16 protein-coding genes and 1 tRNA gene are annotated in these 19,200 nt (G+C 58.9%); 8 read left to right on the forward strand and 9 right to left on the reverse strand.

Features of this window, described 5'->3' with window-relative positions; genetic code table 11:
- The first annotated feature begins 118 nt into the window (after nucleotides 1-118).
- Nucleotides 119-1,432, forward strand: coding sequence for a L,D-transpeptidase family protein (locus JZX87_RS22455; RefSeq protein ID WP_206828125.1), 1,314 nt, complete (start codon nucleotides 119-121; stop codon nucleotides 1,430-1,432).
- Nucleotides 1,429-1,677, forward strand: a complete 249-nt coding sequence (locus JZX87_RS22460; RefSeq protein ID WP_353654236.1) for a sulfurtransferase TusA family protein — start codon at nucleotides 1,429-1,431, stop codon at nucleotides 1,675-1,677. Before JZX87_RS22455 ends, JZX87_RS22460 begins: the two co-directional genes overlap by 4 nt.
- Here JZX87_RS22460 and JZX87_RS22465 read toward each other — a convergent pair.
- Complete coding sequence (locus JZX87_RS22465; protein WP_206828126.1) at nucleotides 1,667-2,857, reverse strand: CobW family GTP-binding protein; 1,191 nt, start codon at nucleotides 2,855-2,857, stop codon at nucleotides 1,667-1,669. The genes JZX87_RS22460 and JZX87_RS22465 overlap by 11 nt on opposite strands.
- A gap of 12 nt (nucleotides 2,858-2,869) precedes the next feature.
- Nucleotides 2,870-3,967 carry a D-alanyl-D-alanine carboxypeptidase family protein gene (locus JZX87_RS22470; RefSeq protein WP_286195004.1) on the reverse strand — a complete coding sequence of 366 codons (1,098 nt, stop codon included), beginning with the start codon at nucleotides 3,965-3,967 and terminating at the stop codon, nucleotides 2,870-2,872.
- A 258-nt stretch (nucleotides 3,968-4,225) separates the two neighbouring features.
- Between JZX87_RS22470 and JZX87_RS22475 the strand changes: the two genes are divergently transcribed.
- Together JZX87_RS22475 and JZX87_RS22480 are read left to right on the forward strand one after the other, a co-directional pair.
- Nucleotides 4,226-5,389 carry a M20 aminoacylase family protein gene (locus JZX87_RS22475; RefSeq protein ID WP_206828127.1) on the forward strand — a complete coding sequence of 388 codons (1,164 nt, stop codon included), beginning with the start codon at nucleotides 4,226-4,228 and terminating at the stop codon, nucleotides 5,387-5,389.
- A gap of 55 nt (nucleotides 5,390-5,444) precedes the next feature.
- Nucleotides 5,445-5,521: transfer RNA gene (locus JZX87_RS22480), tRNA-Arg, on the forward strand.
- 31 nt (nucleotides 5,522-5,552) lie between these two features.
- Here JZX87_RS22480 and JZX87_RS22485 read toward each other — a convergent pair.
- The 3 genes from JZX87_RS22485 to JZX87_RS22495 form a co-directional block, all read right to left on the reverse strand.
- A complete protein-coding gene (locus JZX87_RS22485) occupies nucleotides 5,553-5,711 on the reverse strand; it encodes a hypothetical protein (protein ID WP_183686332.1) in 159 nt (52 codons plus the stop codon).
- Nucleotides 5,712-5,937: 226 nt separating this feature from the next.
- A complete protein-coding gene (locus JZX87_RS22490) occupies nucleotides 5,938-7,860 on the reverse strand; it encodes a hybrid sensor histidine kinase/response regulator (protein WP_206828128.1) in 1,923 nt (640 codons plus the stop codon).
- 24 nt (nucleotides 7,861-7,884) lie between these two features.
- On the reverse strand, nucleotides 7,885-8,625 hold the full coding sequence (locus JZX87_RS22495; RefSeq protein ID WP_148148197.1) for a helix-turn-helix domain-containing protein: 741 nt from the start codon (nucleotides 8,623-8,625) through the stop codon (nucleotides 7,885-7,887).
- Between the two features lie 117 nt (nucleotides 8,626-8,742).
- On the opposite strand from JZX87_RS22495, the gene JZX87_RS22500 reads away from it, so the two are divergent.
- A complete protein-coding gene (locus JZX87_RS22500) occupies nucleotides 8,743-9,471 on the forward strand; it encodes a response regulator (protein WP_148148196.1) in 729 nt (242 codons plus the stop codon).
- On the opposite strand, the gene JZX87_RS22505 is transcribed toward JZX87_RS22500, so the two are convergent.
- The 3 genes from JZX87_RS22505 to JZX87_RS22515 form a co-directional block, all read right to left on the reverse strand.
- The gene (locus JZX87_RS22505; RefSeq protein WP_206828129.1) at nucleotides 9,444-9,908 is read right to left on the reverse strand and encodes a hypothetical protein; all 465 of its coding nucleotides are present in this window, start codon (nucleotides 9,906-9,908) and stop codon (nucleotides 9,444-9,446) included. The genes JZX87_RS22500 and JZX87_RS22505 overlap by 28 nt on opposite strands.
- Nucleotides 9,909-10,039: 131 nt before the next feature.
- Nucleotides 10,040-10,588, reverse strand: coding sequence for a DUF2937 family protein (locus JZX87_RS22510; RefSeq protein WP_353654238.1), 549 nt, complete (start codon nucleotides 10,586-10,588; stop codon nucleotides 10,040-10,042).
- A 90-nt stretch (nucleotides 10,589-10,678) separates the two neighbouring features.
- Nucleotides 10,679-11,908, reverse strand: coding sequence for an FAD-dependent oxidoreductase (locus JZX87_RS22515; protein ID WP_206828131.1), 1,230 nt, complete (start codon nucleotides 11,906-11,908; stop codon nucleotides 10,679-10,681).
- Between the two features lie 127 nt (nucleotides 11,909-12,035).
- Here JZX87_RS22515 and dxr point away from each other — a divergent pair, with 127 nt between their 5' ends.
- Nucleotides 12,036-13,223: a 1-deoxy-D-xylulose-5-phosphate reductoisomerase gene (dxr, locus tag JZX87_RS22520; RefSeq protein ID WP_206828132.1), complete on the forward strand. Its 1,188-nt coding sequence runs from the start codon at nucleotides 12,036-12,038 to the stop codon at nucleotides 13,221-13,223.
- Between the two features lie 33 nt (nucleotides 13,224-13,256).
- Here the strand turns inward: dxr and hemA are convergent, their stop codons facing one another.
- On the reverse strand, nucleotides 13,257-14,471 hold the full coding sequence (hemA, locus tag JZX87_RS22525; protein ID WP_206828133.1) for a 5-aminolevulinate synthase: 1,215 nt from the start codon (nucleotides 14,469-14,471) through the stop codon (nucleotides 13,257-13,259).
- A gap of 391 nt (nucleotides 14,472-14,862) precedes the next feature.
- Between hemA and JZX87_RS22530 the strand changes: the two genes are divergently transcribed.
- Both JZX87_RS22530 and JZX87_RS22535 read left to right on the forward strand, forming a co-directional pair.
- A complete protein-coding gene (locus JZX87_RS22530) occupies nucleotides 14,863-15,126 on the forward strand; it encodes a YMGG-like glycine zipper-containing protein (RefSeq protein ID WP_148148190.1) in 264 nt (87 codons plus the stop codon).
- A gap of 187 nt (nucleotides 15,127-15,313) precedes the next feature.
- Nucleotides 15,314-17,242 (forward strand): autotransporter assembly complex protein TamA, encoded by a 1,929-nt coding sequence (locus JZX87_RS22535; RefSeq protein ID WP_206828135.1) that lies wholly within the window; start codon nucleotides 15,314-15,316, stop codon nucleotides 17,240-17,242.
- Nucleotides 17,243-19,200 lie beyond the last annotated feature (1,958 nt).

Below are 19,200 nucleotides of genomic sequence, written 5' to 3' on the forward strand. Positions count from 1 at the left end.
CTGAGGGTTTTGCTGGACAGGCGATTTTGAGCGGTTAAGAAAATGTAAAGCTTACCGTATTATTATCGCACGCCTCTGCCCCCGGTTTGATGCCGAACTAGATATGTGGTCCGTTCCGATGCGTTTGAAGCACATCGCCCTCGCTCTTCTGGTTGCAACAGCTCTCACAGGCTGCAACGACACCCTTGATTCCGCGACCAGCGTCGATATTTCCAAGGTCAAGAACAAGGTCGAGCAGCCCTTGCCGGCAAAGATCGTCGCCGACATGCAGGCGAAGAACATGCCGCGCAATTCGCCGATCATGATCCGCATCCTCAAGGAAGAGGGTAAGCTGGAGATCTGGAAGGCGAAGGCGGACAACCGCTTCGACATCATCAAGAGCTACGACATCTGCGCGTGGTCGGGAAAGCTCGGCCCGAAGATCAAGGAAGGCGACCGCCAGGCGCCCGAAGGCTTCTACAGCCTGACGCCGGCGCACCTGAACCCGAATTCGCAATATTATCTCGCGATCAACACCGGCTTCCCCAACCGCTATGACGCAGCCAACGGACGCAACGGTACGAACCTGATGATCCACGGCGCCTGCTCGTCGTCGGGTTGTTATTCGATGACCGACGAGCAGATCCTCGAAATCTACGCCTTTGCCCGCGACGCCTTCAAGGGCGGCCAGACCTCCGTGCAGCTGCAGGCCCTACCCTTCCGCATGACGGCGGAAAACATGGCGCGCCATCGCGATAGCGAGCACAGCGACTTCTGGAAGATGGTCAAGGTCGGCTACGACAATTTCGAAGTCACCAAGCGCCCGCCGGAAGTGGCGGTCTGCGGCAAGAAATACGTCTTCAACCAGGAGGCCAAAGGGCCGCTCAGCGCAGCCGCTGCCTGCCCGGACATGTCGACGCCGCCAGCACTGGTTTCAGCTCTTTCCTCCTACAACAAGACCTACGATCTCGCCTTCGAAAAGGCCGTCGACAAGCTTGGAAAGAAGGTCTGGTACGAACCGAGCGAAGCCGAACGCAAGGCAGTGGTTGCTGAAAAGCGCAAGGGCCGCGAACTTGCCTACGCGCCGACCGGAACCTCGCTCGAAGCCGGCAAGCTGATGAGCCAGTCGGAATTCCAGGAAATGATGCAGAAGCGCATGGCTGCTGGCCAGCCGAAGCCTGCATCGACCCAGCTTGCTTCGCTTTCTGCCGCTCCGCAGACGGCAACCGTCACCGAACGAATGAAACAGGGCCGCCTGCCGGCATCGACCGGTGCAATTCCGTCTGCGACAGGAGCAACCGTCGCCAGCACGACAGTGCCGACGATCCAGACAGCCGAAGGCAAGACGACCGCCGTGCCTGTTCCCGAACAAAACCCGCTCGCCTATGCAGCGCCCGCGGCACCGGTCAGCGAAGCCAAGAAGCCTTTCTGGAAGTTCTGGGACAAGCAGTGACCTCGCCGATAGACGTGATCTATGACCTCAGGGGGCTGAAATGCCCTCTGCCGGTGCTGAAGACCCGTCGCCGGCTGAAAGCACTTCATGACGGCGACCGCCTCGTCGTGGAGACCACCGATCCGCTCGCCGGCATCGATATCCCGCATTTCTGCAGCCAGGAAGGTCACGAACTCGTGGACAGCGAGAAGACGGCAGAAGGCCACCGCTTCATCATTCGCAAGGGTATCTCTGTTATCGGCTGAAGCCGGGCACGGCCAGCGGATTGTCTTCCAGCGCCGCCCGGTCCGGACGGTCGAGACGCGGTTCGCCGGTAAACGCCGCGAAAAGATCGGCGACGAATTCCTCCGTCAGCCCCTTGGTGATCAACACCATCCGGGTCTTTTGGTCGGAACCCTCCGGCCAGCGCGGCAAACGCTGCGGCGGATGGAAGATCGCCTGCACGCCATGCAGAACCAGCGGCCGCTCCGGATTGTCCGACAGCTTTACCACCGCCTTCATCCGCAAAAGCTTCTCGCCATGCGCCGATCTCAGAAGATCGACGAACATATCGATCGCCATCGGATCGATCGGCCGGTCATGCACGATCGAAAACGACCTTATATCGTCGCCATGGCGGTTCACGTCATGATGATGGTGGTGCCCATGGTCGTGTGCGTGGTGATGATGATCGTGTCCATGGTCATGTCCGCAGTCGCATCCACCATCATGATCGTAGCCATGATGGTGATGCTCATGCTGATCCGCAGCAATCTCGTCGCGCAGCCAGCGATCCACATCCGCAATTTTCGACGATGGATTATAAAGCCCGTTTGCCAGCATCGAGAGGCTGCTCACCGAATCATCGTCACCATCGGACACCGGCGCACGCGGATTGAGCGAGGCAAGCCGAGCACGCAAGGCCGAGAGCTGTCCGGCATCCGCCAGCGTCTGCTTGGAAACGATCAGCCGATCGGCAACCGCCACCTGCTTCACCGCTTCCGGATGCGAACCGAGCGTCGCAAGTCCGTTGACCGCATCGACGACCGTCACCACGCCCTCAAGCTCGAAATTCTGGGCGATCACCGGATTGCCCATTACCGACTGCATCACCGGCGCTGGATCGGCAAGGCCGGTGGTTTCGATAACGACCCGCGTGATCGGCTCGGCGCGGCCGGTCTGGATCGCATCGATCATCGAGGCAAGCGTATCGACCAGCTCACCGCGTACAGTGCAGCACAGGCAACCGTTCGACAGTTCGATCATCGAATCGCCGGAGGCTTCGACGAGCAGGTTGTCGATCCCGACCTCGCCGAACTCGTTGATGATGACGGCGATATCCTTGGCTGCAGGATCGCGAAGCATCCTGTTGAGCAAGGTCGATTTTCCGGCACCGAGAAAACCGGTGATGATGGAGACCGGGATGCGGTCCTGACCGAGGGCCATATGCTGTTCCAATCAGAATGTCGGACGCGGTACCGGGATCGGGATATTGGCGTAGGTTTTTTCGCCGATCTTCGTTTCGACCGGTTCTGTTCCCGGGATCAGGCCGGCAAACACATAGGCCGGCGGATGCGTCATTTCGTGAAGATAGGGCGAGTGCATGATCGTCCGGCCTGCATCGTCGCGCGTTTCGCTGCGAACTTTTGCTGCTTTCGGATTGCAGATGTCCTGGGTGAGGTCGTTGACCACGGCCGTATCGCCATAAGGCGCGAGCGACGCCAGCGGTGTGCCCTGGCTGCCCGTCGTGGTCAGGCCCTGCTGCAGCAGATTGGCGGAATCGTCCGCACGGCCCGCAAGGCTGTCAGCCCCGAGCACGACCGAGATCACCGTGCGCCCGTTGCGGGTGGCCGAAGACACCTGGTTGAAACCGGCGGCACAGATGAAACCGGTCTTCATCCCGTCGGCACCGTCGAAACGGCCGATCAGCGTGTTGAAGTTCGGATACTGCTTCTTGCCGGTATCGATGCCTTCGATGGTGAAATAGGTCGAATATTGCGGGAATTCCCGTTTGATCTGCATCGCAAGGATGCCGAGGTCACGGGCCGTCGTATATTGTCCCTTGCCCGGCAATCCGTGCGGATTGATGAAATGCGACGAGGACATGCCGAGCCGCTGCGCCTCGGCATTCATCATCGCCACGAACTGATCGGTAGAGCCGCCGACGGTCTCCGCCACAGCAACAGCCATATCATTGGCGGACTTCACCAGCATGATCTTCAGCGCATTGTCCATGGTCAGCTGCGAGCCGGGCCGGAAATACATCTTGCTGGCCGGCTGATCAGTGGCGAATTTGCTCATCGTCACCGTGCTGTCCAGCGACAGGCGACCGCTCTTCAGCGCCCGGAACGTGACATAGGCCGTCATAAGCTTTGTCAGCGAAGCCGGGTACCATTTCCGGAAAGCATCCTGATGCGCGATCACGCGGCCCGTATTGGCATCGATGATCATGCGCGGGTTGGCGAGCGCAGCATTGGCGGAGGCGAAAACTCCGAATGCCGTCACGAGGCAGGCAAGCCGTCTGGCGGTGCGGTGGCGAATATTTAGGTGCGGCAAGATCGTCCTCGTCCGAATGTTAACGAGTGGGGCCATTAGATGGCCTATATGTCGAAGCAATGGCAAAGAAGATTGATTACGTCAATCACCCGGCGCACTATGCAAGACGGAGGGTGAACATAACCACGTGAAGCCGGATCGCATCGGGCAGGAATGCGAGAGGGTTTTGCGGCCGCGGCGGCGGAAAACAAAAGGAGGAGCATTGACGGCATCAGCACCTTCGCCGGAAATGCTCTGGACGTTCAGGAAAGAGATATTATGCCCATATTGAACCGCGCTGCCGAACTTCAGGGCGAAGTGACCGGCTGGCGACGATTTCTTCATCAGCATCCCGAAATTCTCTATGATGTTCACAATACTGCGGCCTTCGTGGCGGAAAAGCTGCGCGAATTCGGCGTTGACGAGGTCGCAACAGGCATCGGCCGCACCGGCGTTGTCGGCATTATTCGCGGCAGGGGTGAAGGCACGCGCACGATCGGCATGCGCGCCGACATGGACGCGCTCCCGCTGACGGAAATGACCGGCAAGAATTATGCATCGACCGCCCCGGGCAAGATGCATGCCTGCGGCCATGACGGCCACACGTCGATGCTTTTGGGTGCCGCAAAATATCTCTCCGAGACCCGTAATTTCAACGGCAGCGTTGCCGTCATCTTCCAGCCTGCCGAAGAAGGCGGCGCCGGTGCGCTGGCCATGGTCGAAGACGGGCTGATGGACCGCTTCGGTATCGAGGAAGTTTATGGCATGCACAACATGCCGGGAATTCCTGTCGGCCAGTTCGCCATCCGCAAGGGCGGCATCATGGCAGCCCCCGACCGCTTCACCATCACCATTACCGGACGCGGCGGCCACGCCGCCCAACCGCACAAGACTATCGACCCGATCTTCATCGGCTCCCAGCTTGTCGGCAGCCTGCAGGCGATTGCCGCCCGCAATGCCGACCCGGTCCAGTCGGTGGTGATTTCGGTGACGCGTTTCGACGCCGGAACCTCCCATAACATCATCCCCGACACGGCAACGATCATGGGCACGGTCCGCACCCTGAGCGAGGATACACGCGATCTGGCGCAAAACCGGATAAAGCAGATCGTCGACGGACTGGTGAGCGCCCATGGCGCAACGGCGGATATCGAATATTACCGGCAGTGCCCGGTCACCTTCAATCACGACCTGGAAACCGACCACGCGATCGAGGTGGCGACCGGCGTGGTGGGGGCCGCCAATGTCGATGCGAATGTCGACCCGACCATGGCCGGCGAGGACTTTGCCTTCATGCTGAAACAGCGCCCCGGCGCCTTCATCTTCATCGGCAACGGCGACACTGCCCCGCTTCACAACCCGAAATACGATTTCGACGACGAATCGATCGCCTACGGCATTTCCTATTGGGTAAAACTCGCGGAGAAACGGCTATCGGAATGATCGCCGGAAAAAGGCTTGGCTAATCCGGACGGCTTTTGTATGGATGAGCGCAAGTGGTCCCATAGCTCAGTAGGATAGAGCGCAGGATTCCTAATCCTGAGGCCGATGGTTCGAATCCATCTGGGATCACCACTTCCACAAAATCTTATCGACAACGCCGCCCTCAAGGCCGCGCCGGCTGCGGCATGTCGCTTTGCGGACCGATCGAACTTGTAAACGTCCGGTCGACCGATTGAAGACGCGTCCAGGAGACGGACACGCCGAAAAGCAGGATCGCGATGATCGGGATAACAAGAAGCACAACGCCGCCACTGATGCGCATGACCAACTCCAAAACTACATAGTCATGGGTGGGACCTTGTGCGCAGCAGCTTAACGGTTCGTTAATTTGCGCCGGTTTTACACAAGAGCAAGGCTTGCTCCTGCCTCCTTTTGAAACAAAGGCGGCCAGGCACAAAATGGCCGAAAAATGGCCTCAATCGCCACCGCGGACGCAGCTAAACCGGATCAACTGGACTCGAGCCTGCAAACTTACGATCAGCTGATCATCAGTCCAGTAGCTCGCGAATCCGAACGGCAAGCTCTCGCGCGGTATAGGGCTTCTTCAGCCAGCTTCCCGACAGGGCAAGTTCCCGGCCCGCAATCGCCGGCTCTGCGTAACCAGAGGTGAACAAAACCGGGATATGCGGTTTTTCCGAACGGACGCGATTGGCCAGTTCATCACCCGTCATACCACCCGGCATCACCACGTCGGTAAACAGAAGCGCGATATCCTGATGGCGATCGAGCTGGGAAAGCGCCTGACTGCCGTTCTCGGCCTCGATGACCTCGTAGCCGAAGCTCGTCAGACGTGAGACCGTGACACGGCGCACTCGCGGATCATCCTCGACTACCAGAATTTTCTCCGGTCCACCGGGAAGCGGGCTGTGCGTCTGATGCACCACGGCATGAAGATTTTCACGATCGACTTTCTTCTTTGCGGCGGGCAGGAACATCCTCACCGACGTCCCCTGCCCTGGCTCGCTGTAGAGCTGGATATTGCCGCCCGACTGCTTGACGAAGCCATAGACCATGCTGAGGCCAAGCCCCGTGCCGGCGCTCACACCCTTTGTGGTGAAGAACGGCTCGAAGGCTTTTTCCTTCACCTCCGGCGTCATGCCCGTTCCGGTATCGGTAACGGCAACCAGAATGAACTCGCCTGTCCGCATGTTGGAATACATCTGCGCATAATCGACATCGAGCTTGATCCGGGAAATCTCGACCGTCAGCTTGCCGCCACGCGGCATCGCATCACGCGCATTGATGACGAGATTGAGGATGGCGTTCTGCAGTTGCGACGCATCGACAAGCGCCTCGTTCGGCGCACCTGCGATGATCGTCCTGAATTCGATCGCCTCGCCCAGCGTGCGGCGCATCAGCTCGGAGAAGCTCGAGACGAGCTGCCCGACATCCACCAGCTTGTTGTTGAGCGGCTGGCGTCGCCCGAAGGCCAGCAATTGGCCGGTCAGCTTCGCGCCGTCATCCGCAGCCGCCTGGGCCTCCTGCAACAGGACACGAAGGTTGGGATCTTCGAGCTTGTATTCCATCATCTCAAGATTGCCGCTGATAACTGTCAGGAGATTGTTGAAGTCATGCGCAAGACCGCCGGTCAGCTGGCCGATCGCTTCCATCTTCTGCGATTGGCGAAGCTCCTCCTCGATCTTCTGGCGGCTGGTGAGATCGCGGATGAAACCGGTAAAGATGCGCTTGCCGCCAGTGCGCGCTTCGCCAACCGCCAGTTCCATCGGGAAGGTCGTGCCGTCCTTGCGAAGCCCGGTTACCACACGGCCGTAACCTATGATACGCCGCTCCCCCGTTTCCATATAGTTGGAAATGTAACCGTCATGAGCATCGCGATCGGGATTGGGCATCAGCATTCTGACATTCTGGCCACAGACTTCCGAAGCGCTGTAACCGAACAGCCGCTCTGCGGCGGCGCTGAACGAAGTGACCGTCCCTCTATCGTCGATGACGATCGTGGATTCCGGAACGGTGTCGAGGATCGAGCGCAGATGCGCTTCCCTTTCTGCCAGATCGGTCTGTACCCTTTTCATCGCGGTCACATCGTTGTTGGTCTGGATGATTATGGGCGCTCCGTCGACCGACAGGGAGACGGCAACCAGACGCGTCGCAACGAAAACCGCAAGGCCGTCGCGTGTGCGGTGCTCCAGCTCTCCCTGCCAGGAATACTCCGATGCGAGCTGCTGCCTGATTTCATCGAGCGGCTTGGGAAAGCGCGTCTGCAGCAACTGGTGAACGGACTGGCCAACCGCCTCCTCACGCGACCAGCCATAGAGCGCCTCACAGCCCGAGCTCCACCGGGTGATGATACCGTCACTCCCGTGGACGATGACATTGGCATCGTCCAGAAGGTGAAGAACCGCATCCAGTTCAGCCTGGGTCGTGAGAGTGTTTCTTATCTTGTGTGGCATCAAATATCCTGGCTGCGCTGCGGCTTAGTGGTGGCGCCGATCTTCGGCTGCACCTGCATCTCCCCAGCCGTATTCATCGTCGTCTCCAGCCAATTGTGCAAGCAACATCGGCTTGATGACCTTCACCGAATGACGGCCTACGCAGCCCAGAACACCCTTGGTGCTAAGTTTGGTGATCGTACGCGAGACGGTCTCGATCGTCAGGCCGAGATAGTCCGCCATGTCCTGGCGTGTCATCGGCAGCTGCACCATCGACTGGACGTCGCTCTTGGCCGCCGCCCTGCGAAGGTGCTTCAGCAGGAATGTGCAGAGGCGTTCCTCAGCGCTCTTGCACGAAAGCAATACCATCTGGTCCTGGGCAGCGGCCATTTCATCACAAACCCGTTCGAACACCTGCGGGCGCAGTTCTTCCGAATCTTGTACGGCTGCTTCGAAATTCTTTCTGGTCAGCCGGCGAACCTTTGTCCCGACAATCGCTTCGGCGCTGTAGAGGTAATTGCGCTTCAGCGACACCCCGAGAAGATCACCGTCGAAAACAAAACCGGTGATGACCCGGCGACCGTCCGAAATGATCCGGAAGATGCGCAATGCGCCTTCGACGACCTCGAAGACGTGCTTTGCTTCGTCGCCCTCGAAGAAGATCGACTGGCCGGGGTGAATAAACTCGACCGGCTGCCGCGAGAACAGACCATTGAGCGTTTCCGGCTCTGCTTCATGAAGAAGAGTTGCTGCTGTGCGTTCGCGATTATAGCTGGTGAGAAGCATGGTATTAACCCCGTCGTTTGATAGGGGTAGTTGACCTGTCGGCAGTAACACGCGAATGCTACAGCCGTAAAAGACGGTTCGAATTGGTAACAGTTTGTAACAGCCCGGCTAGTTTTAATGTCTATTGACCCAGCCCATGCGGCACACATCCTCGTCGTCGATGACGATCCTCGTATCCGCCAGATGCTTTCCCGATATTTCGAAGGTGAAGGCTATCGGGTTACGACCGTACCCGATGGCGTCGAGATGAACGTTGCGATGCGTCAAAATAGTATCGACGCCGTGCTGCTCGATCTCTCTCTTCCGGGTGGACGCGACGGCCTCGACCTTGCGCGCGATATCCGTGCGAAATCCGACGTGCCGATCATGATGCTGACGGGCCGCGACGACGTTGTCGATCGCATCATCGGCATCGAGATCGGCGCCGATGATTATATCGCAAAACCTTTTCATTTGAGAGAAGTCCATGCCCGCCTAAAATCCATATTGAGGCGGCGGCAGCCAGCCACACCGCGGGTTGTGCAGGAAGAGGATCAGGTCATCCGCTTCGAAGGCTGGGCCCTTAACATCTCTCGGCGGCAGCTGCTCGATCCTGCTGGGGCCGAAATTGAACTGACGACCGGCGAATTCGACATGCTCGCAGCGTTCCTCAACCACGCAGGACGTGTGCTGACGCGTGACTTCCTCATGGACATGACACGCGGCCGACAGCTTGAGGCGTTCGACCGCACGATCGACGCCCAGATTGTCAGGCTTCGACGAAAGATCGAGGCGGATGTCAAACATCCCCAGTTCATCAAAGCGATCCGCGGCGTGGGCTACATTTTCACCGGCAAGATAGGATAATCCAGCGGGACGTCGTCATCGACGCCGCAAATCAGCCCATGGTCCCACGGTCCGCGCTCCAGAAAGCCGGTCAGTACGGACCAATCCGGAGGCAGGGCAGTCCATATGTGGATCGTTCGGCATTTTTCCTTGATCGCAAAATTTCTGACAGCTGAAAAAAGTAGGCCCAGCACCTGTCTGTTGTCGACAAGGCTCACCGATACAAAGAGCGGGACTTCGACCTGGCGTCGCAGATCCCCCTCACCTCTGACGGCAACATAGGCTATGCCCCGGATATAACCCATGCTGTCCTTGACGATGAACCAGCAGCGGCACAACGATGTCGTGGCCGTGAGCGCTGTCCACTGCTCCAGATCGACTCCCGGCATGGCTCGCTCAATCAGTGCATAGGCACGCAAGACGTCTCTGGGGCTGAGTGTGCCGATCTTGTAGCCCATTCGCTTCGTCCGCACCGTCTGCACGTTCATTGTTGATCAGATGACAGCCGAGCTATTTTGACGCACCTAAAGGATGTCACCTTGATGCTAATCAACCGCAGGCTGGAATGCTGAAGGCACGGAAGCGCGGATTACTGCAGCGCTTTACCCTTGATGCGGGAAAAGGCTTTCGACCGGGCCTCACGACGAAACCTTGCCGCCGTGCCAAACAGCGCACCGACGCTCGCCACACAGAGCATGCCGATCAAGACACCAGCTCCGCACCATATCACTCCGGCTAAACTGACTGGCAAAGACGGCATGAAGCCCCGCCAGGCATCGCTTAAAATTCTGTGATCTGGCTGCCTTGTGATCACCACAGGCCTCAAGACAGAAGAGGCAGCGGCAAGATCTTCAAGTTGGTCCGAAAGCAACTGATATCGCGCTACACTTCGCCGCATTGCATCAACCTGCTGATGCAGAGAGCTCTCGTTCGAGGAGGCGTAAATATTCAGTGCCGTTTGCCGGTCGAGGCCGGCATGATTCGCCTGTTCGTCGAAAATCTGGATAGCGGTTGTAAGCTCGTCTATCGCACTCGCGAGACGGTACCGATATTGCTGGGCGAATTCCGGCGCCTGAGAAAACAGCAGGGCGCAGCCTCCAACAATCAGAACTACCAGCACCCGGCGAACAAGAAACACGGCCAACCCTCGGCTTCGTCATAGTCGTCAACGAATCCGGATCGCAAAGGTTGCAATTCGAAATAAGCCCGATACCCGCGCGGATAAGCCTTATCGTGTGGGACGCGGCTCCCTGACCCGCTCCATCCTGAAGCCGAGGCCGATCAACCGGCCGGAAAGATGCGCAAGCACCGGCCATCGGGCGATCCCGCGAATGAAGCCGGGTGGGCCTTTGCGCTTGTGCTCATTCGCCTGATCCGCCCGCCGGCTGCTGCGCATCATTAACTGCAACTTCTGCGTCGCTCGGGTGGGAAAGCTGCGGCGTTTTTCGACGGCCGCGAGATCCGCATCAGCAAGCCTGCCTTCGCGAAGCGGGCGCGAGAGGATATTTGCTGCCGCAACGGCATCCTGGATGGCGAGGTTCACGCCCACCCCGCCGATCGGCGACATGGCATGCGCCGCATCTCCAATGCAGATCAATCCCGACCGCCACCACTGCCTGAGGCGATCGATCCGCACCGTCAGAAGGCTCGTATCGGAAAATGACCGTATTTCATCCATGCGCGATGCCGGAAGAGGCGAGACATCCGCCACCATCTTTCGGAAAGCCTCGATGCCATGATCACAGATTTGAGCGAATGTCGTCCGACGGACGACATAACCGCATTGCCAGTAGTCACCGCGATCAATCAGGACGAATCCCTGCCTTGGGCCTGCATGGCCCATGACCTCGTTGGGATCGCCATCCTGTTTTGAAAGCTTCATCCAGACGACTTCACTCGGCACGCCGAAATTTTCGACACGCAGCCCAGCTTTGGCGCGAACGACGGAATTACGGCCATCCGCACCGACGACAAGATCACTCTCAATTTGAATGTCGCCTTCTGCCGTTCGGGCAACAACGCCCGAGACCCTGCTACCATCTTCGACGACGCGGGTAATCTCGGCATTCATGATCAACCGGAAATTGGGAAGCCCTTGCGCGGATGCCGCCAGGAAATTCAGAAAATCCCATTGCGGCATGAAGGCGATGAAACGGTTTTTCACCGGCAGGCGGGAAAAATCCGCAATCGTGATCGTCTTTCCTCCCATCTCGGCCGAGAGCTTTTCAGCCCGCGTATGCGGCAGGGCGAGAAATGCGTCTATCAGGCCGAGCTGATCGATCACTTCGAGCGTCGAGGGATGGATTGTGTCACCACGAAAATCCCGCAGAAAATCCGCATGTTTTTCCACAACAATGACATCGACCCCGGCCCGCGCCAGCAGAAATCCGAGCATCAGCCCGGCAGGGCCGGCACCGGCAATGACACAGGTCGTCTTGATCTTCACGATTTCGCTCATCGCTCCATTTCGCTCCGATCAGCCGCCGGATCAAGTCGTATCAGATCACATCTGCCGCATCGCAAGCGGTCTTGTGGCCGCCATCGTTCACTTGTAGACCAACGGCAACAGTGAATATGGAAACGGCATGGCAGACATGGATAGACGCCGCATCAGCATTCTCGGGTCGACTGGCTCGATCGGCGTCAACACGCTCGACGTGGTAGCGCGGCTGGGTGGACGGGATGCGTTCGACATCGTCGCAATCACGGGCAACAGCAATGTCACGCTGCTCGCAGAACAGGCCGTGACGTTCGGCGCCCGCCTCGCCGTCACGGCCGACGACAAACAATATGCGACGCTGAAGGATGCGCTTGCCGGCACCGGCATCGAGGTTGCTGCCGGCCGCGCGGCACTGGTGGAAGCAGGCCAGCGCCCGTCCGATTGGGTCATGGCTGCGATCGTCGGCACCGCCGGCCTCGCGCCGACGGTAGCTGCCGCCGAACGCGGCGCAGATATCGCGCTTGCCAACAAGGAATGCCTGGTTTCCGCCGGCGAACTCTTCGTCAAGGCAGTCGCGGATGGCGGCGGCAAGCTCATTCCGGTCGACAGCGAACATAGCGCAATCTTCCAGTCGCTGGAGGATGATCAGCGTCACGCAGTCGAGCGGATCGTGCTCACCGCATCCGGCGGGCCTTTCCGCACCTGGAGCCGCGAGCAGATGGCGAATGTGACCGCCGATGTTGCGCGCGCCCATCCCAACTGGTCGATGGGCCTGAAGATCTCGATCGGCAGCGCCTCGATGTTCAACAAGGCGCTGGAAATGATCGAGGCCAAACACCTCTTCAATGTCCGCCCTGACCAGATCGAGGTGATCGTTCATCCGCAGTCGATCATTCATTCCATGGTCGGCTACACCGATGGATCCGTGCTTGCCCAACTCGGTTGCCCCGACATGCGCACCGCCATCGGTTACGCACTGACCTATCCGGATCGCCCGAAGCTCGATGTCGAACGACTGGATTTCGCCAAGCTGGCGCGGCTGGACTTCGAAGCACCGGACGAGACGCGTTTTCCGGCATTGCGGCTTGCGCGCACCGCCATGGATCGCGGCGGCGTGCAGGGTGCGGTGATGAATGCGGCGGAAGAAACCGCCTTCAACGCCTTCCTGGAAAAGCGTATCGGCTTCCTGCAGATGGCGGATATCGCCGAGGACGTGATGGAAGACATGGTCGGCTACGGTTCCGCCATCACCATGGACGACGTCTTTGCTGCCGACGCGGAAGCCCGACGTCGTGCTGCTGAAGCAATTGCCCAAAAGGAAATGGCCGCATAAGCGGCCATTTTTCTTTAACTCAGAATTTTTGGATCAAGCCACATGCCGCGCCAGCGCGCAGCGTGACCAGAGCTGATGCAGCGAGGCGACCAGATGCTCAAGATCGGCATCTGAATGTAGCGGCGTCGGCGTGATGCGCAAACGCTCGGTCTTGCGCGGCACGGTTGGATAGTTGATCGGCTGCACATAGATATTGCAGTTATCCATCAACAGGTCCGAAATCCACTTGCACTTCGCTGCATCGCCGACCATGACCGGCACGATATGGCTGGGGTTCGGCATATGCGGAATGCCCTTGGCGTCGAGCATGCTGCGCAGCTTGCGGACACGCTCCTGATGGCGCGCACGCTCCATCTGGCTGACCTTCAGATGCTTGATCGAGGCGATCGCACCGGCAGCAAGAGCCGGAGGCAAGGATGTCGTGAAGATGAAGCCGGAAGCGAACGAACGGACAAAATCGCAAAGTGCCGCCGACGCTGTGATATAACCGCCCATCACGCCGAATGCCTTGGCAAGCGTGCCCTCGATAATCGTCACACGATCCATCAGGCCTTCGCGCTCGGCAATACCGCCACCGCGCGGGCCGTACATGCCCACCGCATGAACTTCATCCAGATAAGTCATCGCGCCGTATTTGTCGGCGAGATCGCAGATTTCCTTGATCGGCGCGATATCGCCGTCCATCGAATAGACGCTTTCGAACGCGATCATCTTCGGTGCCTTCGGATCGGCCGCCGCAAGCTTGGCTTCCAGGTCGACGAGATCGTTATGCTTCCAGATCACCCGCTCGCACTTGCCGTGGCGGATGCCTTCGATCATCGAAGCGTGGTTCAGCGCGTCGGAGAAGATGATGAGACCAGGGATTTTCTGGCCAAGGACGCCGAGCGTCGCCCAGTTCGACATATAGCCGGAATTGAAGATCAGGCCGGCTTCCTTGCCGTGCAGATCTGCGAGCTCGCGCTCGAGAAGAACGTGGTAGTGGTTGGTGCCAGAAATATTCCGGGTGCCTCCCGCACCCGCGCCACAGTGATCGATGGCTTCATGCATGGCCGCGATCACGGCCGGATGCTGGCCCATACCGAGGTAGTCGTTGGAACACCAGACGGTCACATCCTTGGTGCCATCAGGCGTGTGGTGCGTCGCTCGCGGGAAACTTCCACGCTGTCGTTCGAGATCGGCGAACACGCGGTAACGGCCTTCCTGATGCAGTCCGTCCAGTTCGCTTTTGAAAAATGCCTCGAAATCCATGCTTACGCTCCAAAACCTGCGTCAGGCCTTTTTTTGATTTTTGCCATCTTCTTCGTCAACCCGAAAGAGGCTGCTTGCGCTTGCCTGCGGCAATAGGCCCATTTTAGATTTATTCCAATCCGAATCTTAGCGGTAGCCGAAATGTGAAGATTGACCCACATCAAGCATCTGGCGAATAAATTTGCTCCAATTGGACACAATCAACGTTGACAGACAGTGATTGAAGAACCGGCCTCGCCACTATCCTGGGCAGCATTCTTGCATCGTTTTCGGCAATCCGAACAATAAAATACATTACTCATATGGACTCTTTACAAGCGAGACCTATTGTTCCAACGGAAACGTAGCGCCGTCAGGGAATGGTTGCGACGAAACGGAACTGGAGGAAGCCATGAAGAAGGCTCTGATTATGTTGATGGTGGGCGCATCGCTCGCAAGTTGCACGGCGACCGAGCAGGGAGCTGGCATTGGAGCTGCATCAGGCGCCATTATCGGTGGCGTTGCCACCGGCAACGTTCGCGGCGCGGCAGTCGGCGCAGCCGTTGGCGGCGTGGCCGGTGCGCTGATTGGCAATGTCTCCGAGCAGCCGGGCCAGTGCTACTATCGCGACCGCTATGGTCGCCGCTACATCGACGATTGCCCGCGCCGTTATTAAAGCGCAGGAACCGACATAACGTCAGATATTTCAAATATGTGGCCCCGAAGCCAGCTTCGGGGCCTTTTATTTCATCAAATCATCATGCAGCCGAGATCAAGGGTACCCCTTTTAGGATTTTCCGGGTACAGAGGTTTCAAGCGACCATGAGGGTCTTCACCGACAGCTGCGATACTTAAGTCTGCGTATGGAAAAGAGAAAAGCTGGGAGGATGAGCGACTGGAGCAGCCGGCGGAGAAGTCTGGCCTGCTTGCTGGCTGGTAGCCTGGCTCTTTCGCCCGTCTTTGCGCCGGAGGCATACGCATTCAAGATTTTCGGCATCACGTTGTTCGGCAGCGACGAGGAAACCGTCGAAGTCATCGATCCGGTTCGTTATGAAGCAACGATCGAAACAGGCGACGCGGACGGCGACCTGGCTGACCGGTTGAAATCGGCCGCCGCACTTGTGAATGACGACGAAAAGCCGGTTTCCGGTGATCTCGGCATCATCGTCAAGGCGCGCGAAGACCGGGACCGCCTGGTGGCCGTTCTTTACGAAGAAGCCCGATACGGCGGTATCGTCAACATATCGATCGCCGGAACCGATATCGACCAGCTCCCCCCTAATCCGACATTCGACCATTCCAAGCCTGTTCCGGTAACCGTGAATGTGACGCCCGGTCCCGAATTCAAGCTCGGCGCAGTGCGCTTCGAGGGAGACGCGGCGGGTAGAAACCCTGCTGATTACGATCTGGAACCGGGCGGACCGGCCGGCTCGCTGATCATCCTGAAAGCCGGCGAAAAGATCGTTGTCGATTTGAAAGAAGAGGGGCGCCCGCTTGCCCATCCTCTCCAGCGACAGATCACGGCAGATCATGCAAAGAGGACAGTCGATGTGGTGCTTGGCGCCGTCGGCGGCCCCGTAGCGCCGTTCGGCACAGTAACGGTCAAGGGCGCTCGGGCCGTCAATCCTGACTTCATCCAGAGTTACTCCCGTCTCGACCGGCGCGAACGCTACTCCCCGGAACAGCTCAAAAAAGCCTCGGAACGTCTACGCCAGCTTGGCGTATTCTCCAGCATCACCATCCATGAAGCAGACAGCTTGGCTCCCGATGGTTCCCTGCCGCTTGCGATCGAAGTATCCGAAGGCAAGTTTCGCTATTTCGGCTTTGGTCTTGAATACGCGTCGACTGATGGCGCAGGGGTTCAGGGATATTGGGGACATCGCAACCTGTTCGGCCAGGCGGAATCGCTGCGGCTTGAGGGGGCTGTTTCCGGCATCGGCGCCACGACAGACGTGACGACATTCGATTACTCCGCCGGCATCACCTTCACCAAACCCGGTTTCTACGTCCCGGAAGCGACCTTCGTCTCCAAGCTCGAAGCCAAGAGCGAAAATCCCGAAGACATCTACGAAGCCCAGTCGATCACCTATTCCGCCGGCATCGCTTACGAACTTAACGCCACCGACAAGGTCACTGGTGGCGGCGAGATCTCCTACATCCGCGCCGACGACGCGTTTGATCGCAATGACTACCTGACCTTCAGCCTGCCGGTATCCTTCGAGCGCGACACGCGAGACAACAAGCTTGATCCGACCGAGGGCTATTACGGAACAGTCTCCGCCAAACCGAGTTATGAGGCACTTAAGGGCAATGTCTTCTCGTCATTCGAAGGCTCCATCGCAGGTTATTATGGGCTTGGCGCCGAAGACAAGGTGGTTCTCGCAGCCCGGCTGGGTGCTGGCACATTGGTCGGAACAGGCGACTTGCAGGATATTCCGGTAACCCGTCGCTTCTACCAGGGCGGGGGCGGATCGGTGCGTGGTTACAGCTATCGCGAGATATCGCCCTATAATGACGATGACGATGCGGTAGGTGGCCGCTCTTACGTTTTGGCGTCTTTCGAAACGCGCGTAAAAGTGTCAGAGAATATCGGCATTGTTCCGTTTATAGACGTCGGAACGGTAGCAACCGAAATCGTGCCTGATTTCTCTGATATTCGCGCGGGTGCAGGATTGGGTTTGCGTTATGCAACGCCCTTTGGTCCAATTCGCTTGGATTTCGCAGTTCCACTCAGGCGCTATGACGGTGGAAATTCTTTCGGTATCTACGCTGGCATTGGCCAGGCTTTCTAAAGAGGCAGCAACACAATTATGACATTCATCGTCCGCCTCCTGAAATGGACATTGAGAGCCGCAATCGCGGCAATCGGCGTTCTTTTCGTCATGGCGCTCGGCGTTGTTCTCTTCGTCGCCTTCACGCCCGTGGGCGGCGATATCGCTGCCAGCCGCATATCGTCACTTGTGTCCACTCCCGATCGCTCGATCACATTCACACGGCCCGAAGGCCTGCTGACGGGTGACCTTCGCGTCGGCGCACTGACGCTGTCCGACAGCAAAGGCCCTTACGCCCAGATCAACGGCATCGAGATCGACTGGTCGCCGACAGCGCTGATCACCGGCGAGTTCCGTGCAGACCGCATCACCGCAGGCGCGATCGATGTCTATCGTCCACCGGAACCAACCGCTGCAAAGCCCGCCACAACCACGACTTCGTCGGGGGGCACGACATTGCCCGTCGGCATCAGGGTCGCACAGCTCGACCTGCCGGACATCAATCTCGCTCAAGCGCTATCGGGCCGTGACTTCGCACTTTCGCTGAAAGGCTCGATCGATGCGACGGGGCCGAATATCGCGCTAGATCTTCAGGCGACCCGCAAGGATGAGCCGGATGCCAGAGCGCTTGCCGACATCGTTTATGCTCCCTCCGAAAATCGCCTGACACTCAAGGCATCGGTATCCGAGCCACAGGGCGGGCTTCTCGCACGCCTGCTGCGGCTACCCGGCGCTCCTGCTGTTCAGCTCGCCCTCGACGGCGAAGGCCCGCTGTCCAACTGGGCTGGCAAGCTTTCCGGGAATGTCGACGGCCAGCCGGTTATCTCGGTCGATGGTAGGCATGTGATGGTCGATAATGGCGGGCACCGCGTCGAGGTCAAAGGCGGCGGCCAGCTTGCCACTCTGATGCCGCCCGCACTTCGCGACCTGTTCGATGGCACGACCGATATCGATATCGCGGCAACCTATTCGAAATCGGGCCGCGTCGATTTCCAGCGCGGCCAGCTGACCTCGGGTGCCGTACGCATTTCCGCCAAGGGCGCGTGGGACCCCAAGGGTGACAACAGCCTGACTGCAAGCCTTGCTGGCACCAAGGGACCGGTCGAAGTGGCATGGCCGATCAACGGCCAGCCAAGCCGTTTTTCGCTCGAAACCCTGAATTTTACCCTGACCGGCGCCGCCGCGGCCGCGCGCTTCAACGCGACCGCATCCCTCCCCTATGCCGAGATTCCGCAAGGGCGGTTCCGCCAGATCCGGCTTCAGGCGGAAAGCGAAGACCTTGATCTGATTGCTCGTGCAGGCAGCATCCGCAGCCGCTTCACCGTCGGCGAACTGAACTTCGCCAACGCCGATATCGGCCGGATGGTCCGGGGACCGGTAACGCTCGATGCACCGCTGCGCCTTGCGCCACCCGCCATCGGGCTTGATGCCGCCACCTTCGAAAGCGCAGGCTTCAACGGCACCGTCAGCGGTGCCTACGACACATCCAAGCAGGCGGTGACCGGCAATTTCCGCCTTTCGGCCAATCCGAGCATCCTGCCGCCGGCACTCGCGCCACGCTTCGAAGGTGCCATCGCTGCAGAAGGATATGTGGACGTCGTTCAGGGCGGCCGCATGAGCCTGGAAAACCTCGTTATCAAGTCGAACGCGCTCGAAGCCCATGGCAACGTGCTGATGGAAAACGGCAACGTTTCCGGCCGGCTTGCGGGTCGCCTGCCGGATATCAAGCGCTGGCTGGGTGACGCAGAAGGCGCCGCAGGCTTCGATATTTCCGCGAAGGGCCCACTGACCGGCGCGAATGTCAGAGCCGTCATCAATTCAGCCGAAGCCCGGCTTGCCGGTCGCAGGCTGGAAGACCTGAGCCTCATCCTAGAAGGCACGGCAAATCCCGATGCGCCGCAGGGCCGCCTTACCGTCAACGGCTCGATCGACAGCAAGCCGATCCGCATCAGCAGCGACCTGGCATCGGCGAACGGCGA

It is taken from the genome of Agrobacterium sp. Ap1, from assembly GCF_017313375.1.
In the GTDB taxonomy this organism is placed as follows: Bacteria; Pseudomonadota; Alphaproteobacteria; order Rhizobiales; family Rhizobiaceae; genus Neorhizobium; species Neorhizobium cellulosilyticum.

Bases quoted from the DNA above. Each gene is read 5' to 3' on its own strand.
- dxr (WP_206828132.1), top strand. From the start codon at position 12,036: ATGGCAGACATGGATAGACGCCGCATCAGCATTCTCGGGTCGACTGGC.
- JZX87_RS22500 (WP_148148196.1), top strand. From the start codon at position 8,743: ATGTCTATTGACCCAGCCCATGCGGCACACATCCTCGTCGTCGATGAC.
- JZX87_RS22515 (WP_206828131.1), bottom strand. From the start codon at position 11,908: ATGAGCGAAATCGTGAAGATCAAGACGACCTGTGTCATTGCCGGTGCC.
- JZX87_RS22505 (WP_206828129.1), bottom strand. From the start codon at position 9,908: ATGGGCTACAAGATCGGCACACTCAGCCCCAGAGACGTCTTGCGTGCC.
- JZX87_RS22455 (WP_206828125.1), top strand. From the start codon at position 119: ATGCGTTTGAAGCACATCGCCCTCGCTCTTCTGGTTGCAACAGCTCTC.
- JZX87_RS22490 (WP_206828128.1), bottom strand. From the start codon at position 7,860: ATGCCACACAAGATAAGAAACACTCTCACGACCCAGGCTGAACTGGAT.
- JZX87_RS22535 (WP_206828135.1), top strand. From the start codon at position 15,314: ATGGAAAAGAGAAAAGCTGGGAGGATGAGCGACTGGAGCAGCCGGCGG.
- JZX87_RS22495 (WP_148148197.1), bottom strand. From the start codon at position 8,625: ATGCTTCTCACCAGCTATAATCGCGAACGCACAGCAGCAACTCTTCTT.
- JZX87_RS22530 (WP_148148190.1), top strand. From the start codon at position 14,863: ATGAAGAAGGCTCTGATTATGTTGATGGTGGGCGCATCGCTCGCAAGT.
- JZX87_RS22475 (WP_206828127.1), top strand. From the start codon at position 4,226: ATGCCCATATTGAACCGCGCTGCCGAACTTCAGGGCGAAGTGACCGGC.
- hemA (WP_206828133.1), bottom strand. From the start codon at position 14,471: ATGGATTTCGAGGCATTTTTCAAAAGCGAACTGGACGGACTGCATCAG.
- JZX87_RS22485 (WP_183686332.1), bottom strand. From the start codon at position 5,711: ATGCGCATCAGTGGCGGCGTTGTGCTTCTTGTTATCCCGATCATCGCG.
- JZX87_RS22465 (WP_206828126.1), bottom strand. From the start codon at position 2,857: ATGGCCCTCGGTCAGGACCGCATCCCGGTCTCCATCATCACCGGTTTT.